Source organism: Chamaesiphon sp., assembly GCF_041737865.1.
GTDB lineage: Bacteria > Cyanobacteriota > Cyanobacteriia > Cyanobacteriales > Chamaesiphonaceae > Chamaesiphon.
Map to the genome: position 1 here is coordinate 1 of NZ_JBGSQZ010000058.1, position 7,614 is coordinate 7,614.

The 7,614-nt window shown below is 45.4% G+C and carries 11 protein-coding genes and 1 pseudogene; 1 reads left to right on the plus strand and 11 read right to left on the minus strand.

Annotation, left to right across the window (positions count from 1 at the left end):
• Positions 1-412, plus strand: a pseudogene (locus ACEW9J_RS04425) (AIM24 family protein); the annotation flags it as partial.
• Positions 413-710: 298 nt separating this feature from the next.
• Here ACEW9J_RS04425 and ACEW9J_RS04430 read toward each other — a convergent pair.
• From ACEW9J_RS04430 to ACEW9J_RS04480, 11 genes are all read right to left on the minus strand, one after another.
• Positions 711-962 (minus strand): hypothetical protein, encoded by a 252-nt coding sequence (locus ACEW9J_RS04430; RefSeq protein WP_373543929.1) that lies wholly within the window; start codon positions 960-962, stop codon positions 711-713.
• A gap of 104 nt (positions 963-1,066) precedes the next feature.
• Positions 1,067-1,204: a hypothetical protein gene (locus ACEW9J_RS04435; protein WP_373543930.1), complete on the minus strand. Its 138-nt coding sequence runs from the start codon at positions 1,202-1,204 to the stop codon at positions 1,067-1,069.
• 66 nt (positions 1,205-1,270) lie between these two features.
• Positions 1,271-1,918 (minus strand): hypothetical protein, encoded by a 648-nt coding sequence (locus ACEW9J_RS04440; protein ID WP_373543931.1) that lies wholly within the window; start codon positions 1,916-1,918, stop codon positions 1,271-1,273.
• Positions 1,919-2,216: 298 nt separating this feature from the next.
• Entirely contained in the window at positions 2,217-2,375 is a 159-nt protein-coding gene (locus tag ACEW9J_RS04445; protein ID WP_373543932.1) for a hypothetical protein, read from the minus strand.
• A complete protein-coding gene (locus tag ACEW9J_RS04450; protein WP_373543933.1) occupies positions 2,362-2,910 on the minus strand; it encodes a hypothetical protein in 549 nt (182 codons plus the stop codon). Before ACEW9J_RS04450 ends, ACEW9J_RS04445 begins: the two co-directional genes overlap by 14 nt.
• Positions 2,911-3,035: 125 nt before the next feature.
• Positions 3,036-3,281: a hypothetical protein gene (locus ACEW9J_RS04455; protein ID WP_373543934.1), complete on the minus strand. Its 246-nt coding sequence runs from the start codon at positions 3,279-3,281 to the stop codon at positions 3,036-3,038.
• Positions 3,282-3,475: 194 nt separating this feature from the next.
• A complete protein-coding gene (locus ACEW9J_RS04460; protein WP_373543935.1) occupies positions 3,476-4,438 on the minus strand; it encodes a hypothetical protein in 963 nt (320 codons plus the stop codon).
• Positions 4,439-4,482: 44 nt separating this feature from the next.
• On the minus strand, positions 4,483-5,046 hold the full coding sequence (locus tag ACEW9J_RS04465) for a hypothetical protein (protein ID WP_373543936.1): 564 nt from the start codon (positions 5,044-5,046) through the stop codon (positions 4,483-4,485).
• Between the two features lie 528 nt (positions 5,047-5,574).
• On the minus strand, positions 5,575-5,964 hold the full coding sequence (locus ACEW9J_RS04470) for a hypothetical protein (RefSeq protein WP_373543937.1): 390 nt from the start codon (positions 5,962-5,964) through the stop codon (positions 5,575-5,577).
• A 191-nt stretch (positions 5,965-6,155) separates the two neighbouring features.
• Complete coding sequence (locus ACEW9J_RS04475; RefSeq protein WP_373543938.1) at positions 6,156-6,527, minus strand: hypothetical protein; 372 nt, start codon at positions 6,525-6,527, stop codon at positions 6,156-6,158.
• A gap of 20 nt (positions 6,528-6,547) precedes the next feature.
• Complete coding sequence (locus ACEW9J_RS04480; RefSeq protein WP_373543939.1) at positions 6,548-7,090, minus strand: alpha-ketoglutarate-dependent dioxygenase AlkB; 543 nt, start codon at positions 7,088-7,090, stop codon at positions 6,548-6,550.
• Between the last annotated feature and the right edge of the window lie 524 nt (positions 7,091-7,614).

Below are 7,614 nucleotides of genomic sequence, written 5' to 3' on the forward strand. Positions count from 1 at the left end.
ATTCTTTATTAGCCTTTGCCAACAAAACACTCGATCGAGATCTTCAGCAAGGACTATTTGAATTAGAATCCGATCGAATGCTTGATATTAACCTTGACGGTGAAGTCTGGATTAAGATGGGGTCGATGATTGCGTATACTGGGCAAATTAAATTTATTCGTGAGGGATTACTATTACCAGTCATCACACGCCGATGACTTTGAAGGTTACTCCCGATTCTCCCGTGACTACAGATCCAAATGCTACTGTAATGTGGTCGGGGAATTTAGAACCAGAACTAAAAATTGATGTCCAGTGGAAAACTCTAGTTGGTAGAGGTTCTGGCGAATCAGTACAGATGTTATTTAGAGGCAAAGGATTTGTGGTTGTGCAGCCCTACGAAGAAATTTACTTTCAAAATACTCAGTCATAATATCGATTTGTAGTGTGGATCGATGCTGGTAACTGATTAGATATACATGATTTAGTCATTCATCGATCGAGATTGTAGCCTCAACGTCACCCGATTTAATTTTCATGTACCGATCGAAAATTTGGCGATTGTCGATGCCGCAGCACTTGTACCGCCCGTCGTAATCAACTTGTGTCAGAATAGTCGCTGGCAGATTCTTACGTCTTCCTGCAAATAATTCTTAATTAGAGTATGCCCAAACATAAACACGATCGAGTCAGTACGGGAAGAGACGGTATCCGATCGCCCGTCCAAAATGTCAAAACGTTAGAGCTAAGTTGAGATCGACATTGTAGGTTTGGAGTAAATAAGCAACCCAGGCATCAAAGCTCGGTCGATCGGCTTGACATTGGGAGCAAGGACAGTAGAGGCGGATACCTGTACCACCGCGAGGATTGTATTGGGAGAGCATTCTGCCGTTGGGGATGCTGACGTGGATGACTCCACTGCGATCGCGAACGACTTCAAAGTTAGCATTGGCGAAATAGGGAGGCATTTCTGTAGGTTTCATCGGGTTTAAGAAAACTTAATAATTAGGGTAATCTTCAACTTTAGTTGTGGTTAGAGATCGGTGGATCGCGTCGTTCATCCTGTCGTCGTCCACAAGTTTAATTACTAAGTAATTAGAATTGTGGACGACCGAATTTTTGCCAAGGGGCTAAACGTTAATTGATATTTGAGTTCTTCGGCATTCCAGAAGTGGGGTGATACTTTACCTGACGTGTGGCGAAGTTCTTTGATGATAATGTGCATGGTGAAGGGTTAGGTTTACAAAGGATTCGGCAATAAGCAGCTCCATTAGTTGGAGCGATTTTGAGATTAATTTCCCGACAAGTCAGCCTCAATTAAACCAACTAGATATTGAGATTTATTTTCCACCGTATCCAGTTTGTTAGCGGCATTTTTAGACAAACCCGTTAATGTTGCCGATCGACGTTCGCCAGTAGAATTGCGACCAGCTCCGCGTGGATTTGTAGCCGAAATTCTGTTTTTTCTGGTTTCAGTTGCCATCTCAGAAAACAATTGCTGTTTTTCAACATCACCTTCAGACTGAGCCTTTTTGGAAATTCGGAGCAGATCTCGCTCGATCGTGCCATCGACAAAATCGCGGTCTGATTGGGTTTGAGTTGGTTCGACTTTTTCAACCCATCGCTCGTAGGCTTTTTGAGGATTTTTGAGTGCGTAGTTTGAGGCGAGTAGGCGATCGCATTCTGCGATTGTCGCCCATAGTGCCTGACTCCCATCAGGCGAAACAACCTGGATTAAATCATAGGATATCTCCTGTTCTGTACCTACTCTGTATCTGTGAGTAGCATTAAAACCACTTTCTTGTAGTGCGATTGTTTGTTGTTCTAGTCGTTGCCAATAAATTGCTTTTTCTAGTTCTTCGATCTCATAACGGTTTAGTCCCGCTAATCTACTAGCAATTTTCTCGGATGGTGGGCAAGCTTCAAATAAATATTTCATGCGATCTAGCTTGACATCTAGTTTGCTCTACCTCTTTAATATATCACTCCTAAATTAAAATGTCAACCCTAAATTAGAAATAGTGATAACAGGCGATCGCTTGATACTTTCGCAAGAGGTCTAATGAATCGAGAGTTAATTGGTGGCAAAGGTGGCGGAGGGTGGCAGAGCGAAAATTGCTATGCCACCTACTTGAAACCTATACTCCGACTCAATGATGGCAGAGGTGGCAGAGTATGAGCTTAATTAACTGCAATCGAAAAATGAGAGCATGGAGCCTGATGCCTTTGCGGGGAAATCATGGGGGAGAGCAGATAAATATGATTTGCTCTGCCACCATTGCCACCATTGCCACTATCGTTACTGTGTAATGATTGTGGCTGGTGGCACAGCTATTTTCGCCTTGCCACAGTATCGCCACCTTCGCCACCGACACCAAGGATTTATTGACAATCATCGAGCAATTGAGCTGCCAACTCGCGACAGCTAGGATAGTCGAGCGAGTCAAAGCGATAACCGAGTTTCGGGATGGGAGAATCAATCGCCACCCAGAGATCGAGTTTGTCGATCGTGCGATCGAGATTTTGTTGCGACCACTCGAATTCGCGTGAGCCACGATCCAAGACATCCATCCCATCAGCGATAGCGATGATATCTTCGAGGAGAGTTTTGTGGCGATGGGATAGAGTAGTGGGCTGAGGGCGGTTATCGTAAGCGGTTCGTAATTCATCACTGTCGATCGCATAGCATTGACTAGTCCGCCACTCGGCATCGGCGTAGTCGTGACCTTGGCTGATTAACTTTTCCAGATATTCAAGGGCACTGAGGTTCATCGAAGTGATTTGGATGCGATGTTCGATCGCCACCTCAGCCGCTTGGATAATAGCAGCTCCCTCGCGATCGCCAATTTGGGCAGACATTTTCGCGAGGGTGCGTAAGACTTTGATCTGTTGAGTGGCGATTTTGTAGAGTTGGGGATTGGTGTTAGGCATGGGTGTGGTTGGGGAGTGGTGGATCTAGTTTGAGTTGTCGTCGAGAACTTTAATTAATGACTTATGAAGATTGTGGACGGGGAATCTCGTTTGCTTGGTGCCAATTAAAATAGCTGACTAAAACGTCACAGAGTCAAGTAATAGGCAAACGGGACGATTAACACGATTGAGGCACTGTGATATGACTGTGGATGTAAGGGGAGAGATAGGGGATTGATATCGACAGCGGGGGATAAAGCCTCTTCTGGGATTGGGTGGATTTCTGGTGGTAATGAGTGAGACTCGATCGCTGCAAGCTCCTGTAGATTCGATTCGATCGCTGCGTCAAAGGGATCGGGAATGATGATGGTGGGGATTGATGCGATTTCCACAGTGCGTTCTTGGCTGGTGACGATCGCGAGGACATAATTAGCTTTTACGCGTTTGTCGCCACTGACTTCGATCTCTCGATCGACACAGTGCGTGTCTAATTCCGTAGATCTAGATATCCGAGGAGCGTAGTATTCATAACCTGAGTCATTGGAGTTCCGATCTTTGAGGATCGAGCGACATATTCGAGCAAGAATTAGTTGGCAGTTGAGAGAGGATTGAGAGTCTGACGCTGAACCTTGTCATTCCAAAGGAGATTGAAACCCAGCTTAATTTGGTCGTCTACGATCTTGGAGATGTCAGCAAGCGACGGGGATTCTAGCTGGTGGTAGCTAGAATCTAGCGTGAGCTGAATATCTCGATGGTAAGTCGAAGCATAACAGTCAGTAGGAAGCCAATCAGTAGAAGCAGATCCTTTGTCAATCCGAACCATTTCGCATTCAACATTAGTATCTTCAAACACCGAGCCAAGGAACTCAGTCTCGCCCAATTCAAATATCCAATTGCGAAACAGCCGATCGTCTCGATAACTCGCAGGTAAAATCGCGGTCAAAATACCGCCATCTCTCAGCAAGCTATATGCTTTTTGGATGTGGTGTTGATAGGTTTTGCCCAAAAAAGGTGGATTCATGAGGACGAAATCGTAGAGATGAGGAGGTTCAAAGGTTTCAAAATCCTCAGCGACTATCTGAAAACCACGATCTTTGAGGATGCTTCGATTTTTAGGATCGAGTTCGATACACTCGATCGATATATTGGGATAGGCAGACCTAACTTGTTGGCAAATTCGACCACAGCCAGCAGACGGCTCCAGAAATCTCAGATTTGAGCCATCCAACGATCTAATGTCAGCAAATTCGATTGCTTCATCTACGGTCTTAATTGGCGTAGGGAAATAAGCATGGGGATTGAGTGGTGGCAAATAACCTGTCGAGAGGAAAGTCTCAATCCCTTGGGATGGGTCGCTAGAATGTAGATGCGCTTGTTGCTTTGTATTCCACTTTCCGCCTAATCGACTGAGCACGTTTTTGACTTTGGTGTAAGTAATTCGATCTACATTGCCTTGTAAGCAAACTAAATAACGATCTCCCGATCGGCGAATAGTAACGTCTTGGAGTGCCGTCTTAACGAGATCTGGCTTGGTAATAGTGGTAGTCATGGATGGTATTAGAGGTTGGTGATGTGTCGATTGGGATCGTAAAATCAGGCGATCGAAGGGAAATAGTCAATCGCCTGATTTGGACGCTCATTAACCCGATTCAGGCAGTGATTCGCTATCGATCGCCATATTTCTGCGATAAACGGGCTTGAAGCAGCGATCGCCCAAGTGAACGAGCTAATCATTGCTTTTGCTGCTAAAAACAGAGCCAGACTCAGAATTAGCGGGAGTATCACCACGATCGAAGCACTGCGACGTTGCTGCGGCTGCGGAGATGACGGTTCGAGATCGGCTGCTGTGGCAGTGTCAGATGTCTGCGTGACTTCAATGAGGTTAGAGCGATTTAGTTCGAGATCTTTGGTGGTGCGCTTTCGTCCGATCGGCATTGAAATTAGTGCGGGGGCTGAGAGTTCGATCGCTGCGTCGAAGGAATCGGGAATGATGACGGTGGGGATTGATGCGATTTCCATAGGGCGTTCCTGGTCGGTGACGATGGCGAGGACATAGTTGGCTTTTACCCGCTTATCGCCAATGACGACGATCTCTCGATCGACACAGATGGATTTGAGTTCGGACATGGAAAGCTTGGCAAGTTTTGTAGCGGTCATGAATTTCTAGAGCTGAGTGAAGAGACTGTGTGAATGACGATTTATCCTTCTTCAATTATATCCTACTTTCAATTGAGAGTAAAGAAGGATATAATTATGGCAATCGGTAGTTCAGCCAGGAAATTTAACGAGTTATAAATCTGCGAGGTTTTGGAAGATGCGACCATAAATTAGAGAACCAGAAGGGGAGTAGACCGTATCGGCTCTGACATCCTTTCTGTCGTGTGGGATAGATGCGATCGCAGATTCTCTGTCCCAGTAGTAGGTTTTGGTAATCGTTCGCTTGTCATTTATGAAGGTGACGCGCTCCTTGTAAAAGCAGTCAGGATGGGGCTGGCATTGGTGGAATAGACCGTCTTTGCCCAGGTACAGCGAACCCGTGCTAGAGAGTATCAGCCAAGCAACATCGAAGCGAAACAGGACTCGTTCGACGTGGACGTTGGGACTGACGCGAGTTATTTTGAGCCAGTTTAGAGCCTCTCGATCGGGAGCATTAATTTAGTGAAATCCTCGATCGTTTTCGATAGATTAACGGGAGAAGTAGGACGACCTCGATCGTCGTAGAGCGCAACGACCTGTTTGCCGCATCTTGAATTTAAATTCCTTGGCTTTATCTTGCCCCGATCTACCTTGGCATCCCCAAAGGATATCAGCAAGGGCTAACTCAGATTCCGCGCTAGCAAGGGGTTCAAACCTGCCAGACATTGTAATGCGAGCTACCCCAAAACTACCGTCTCGATCGACATAGATGGTAATTTCTCTGAAAAAGGGTTGCAACGTCGCCCATTGCAAAATTTGAGAGTGAGCGGGTTTTGTACTGTCGCGACTTTCCTCGATCAGCTTGCCATTTTTGTCGATCTGCCACGGCTCGTAGCCGTAATTGGAAGGAATTTTAGGCAGGTTAGTTGTTTCTATCATTACTGTTTGTACGATGCTTTATCCTTATTCAATTATATCCTTCTTTTAGTTAAAAGTAAAGAAGGATATATTTGTGGCGATCGGTAGTTCAGTATTTCCAGCCAGTCGATCGCGGTTCTGGTGGGCGAAATAGGTTTAGTTGGTAGATTCAAGGGAGTTAAAGCTTTCATCAAAGGTACTGGCGTAAGTGATTAATTAGTGTCAGAGTTTAGATCGAGAGTTTCGGCTAGAGTTGGCTTGACTCGTTCTGGCGGGGGTTGTGGTGAACGAGTTTTTGGTGGTTTGTAAGCAACTTCACGAATGCAGATCTCGATCGATTGCCACTGTTCGATCTTGAAAAACTTACCTTCAGCAGCAATGACAATCTCGTAGCTCCAGTATTGGTAAGGTTCCCGTCCGTGGTTCAACTCCTTGATTTGGCGAGTTTTACCCTTGCGCTTACCATAGATTTTGTGGGCGATCTGGGTAGCTAGGTCGTGGGCGATCGTGTCGATCGCGAAAAACTCGCCTTCGATATTTACTCGGTATTTGCGATTGTCTACTTCGGCTTGAAAGGATTTCATATTTATTTGGCGCGACAGATTTAGCAATATTGGCGGATAGTGATATTCATGCGAGTAGATGTGGGATCGAGATTGCCCTCATAACCATGCTTCATATAGCGGTCTGTGCCACCGAAAATAAAGACATCGCGATCGTCGAGCTGGACACGCTCGCGCTTGCCATTGCGATCGAAAGTGAAGATCCCGCTAGTATTGAAGCTGAGAGAAATGACAGGGGCATCGCATCGCTCGTCGATATCTTGGTGGAGGTTGAGCTTTTGTTTGCCCTTGTAGACGTTGATTAGGGCGATCTGAGGATTGTATTGTGGGCAGTCGGCAGATTCAGTCGCAATGGCGATCGCCAAGCTTCTGAGGCTTTGGGGTATAGCGATCGTCGCTGAACCGTCTGGTTGTTGCCTTGAATATGTCCCGCCCTTGCCAGCTTGCCACGTCCAGTAATATTCACCGATCGAGGTAATGGAGCAGGACTTGCCACCAAAGATTTTGGCAGACTTGAGCCACGGCTGCCGGAGATCGGACTTGATTTGTTCGGCGAGATCTGGGGGAGAGATATTGGGGGAGATGGGAAATCATGGCTGCGGATTAGATGCTGGATGTTAGGGGGATTGCTTTATCCTTCTTCAATTATATCCTACTTTGAGCAAAAAGCAAAATAGGATATTCTATCGATACAAATATCTGATGTGGTTAAAATACCTTGTATTCTTAACAATGGCTGGAAGTATTGCTGCAAGTAGCTTTCGCCTTGTCAAGAGCCTAGCCAAGCTAAGAAGGATATAAGTAAAGCTGTAGATATGGATATCTTATCATTCGCGACTAAAAACCAGCGATCCCCGCTCAAAAAATAGGATAAGTGAGATGATTGGAGAATCCGCACGAGCAGCCATCACAGCTAAATTCTAGAAGTGTTGCTAGGAGAGGATTCTAGGATACAAACTTGATGACGATCCCCAAAACCTTTTCTAACCTTCAAAACTTGAAGAAGGATAGATAAGAAATTCTGATGAAGAAGGATAAATAGGATATTCAAATAAGAAGGATAAATAGGATAAGTTTTGCTTATCCTATTTTAGAGAAGGTTATTAGT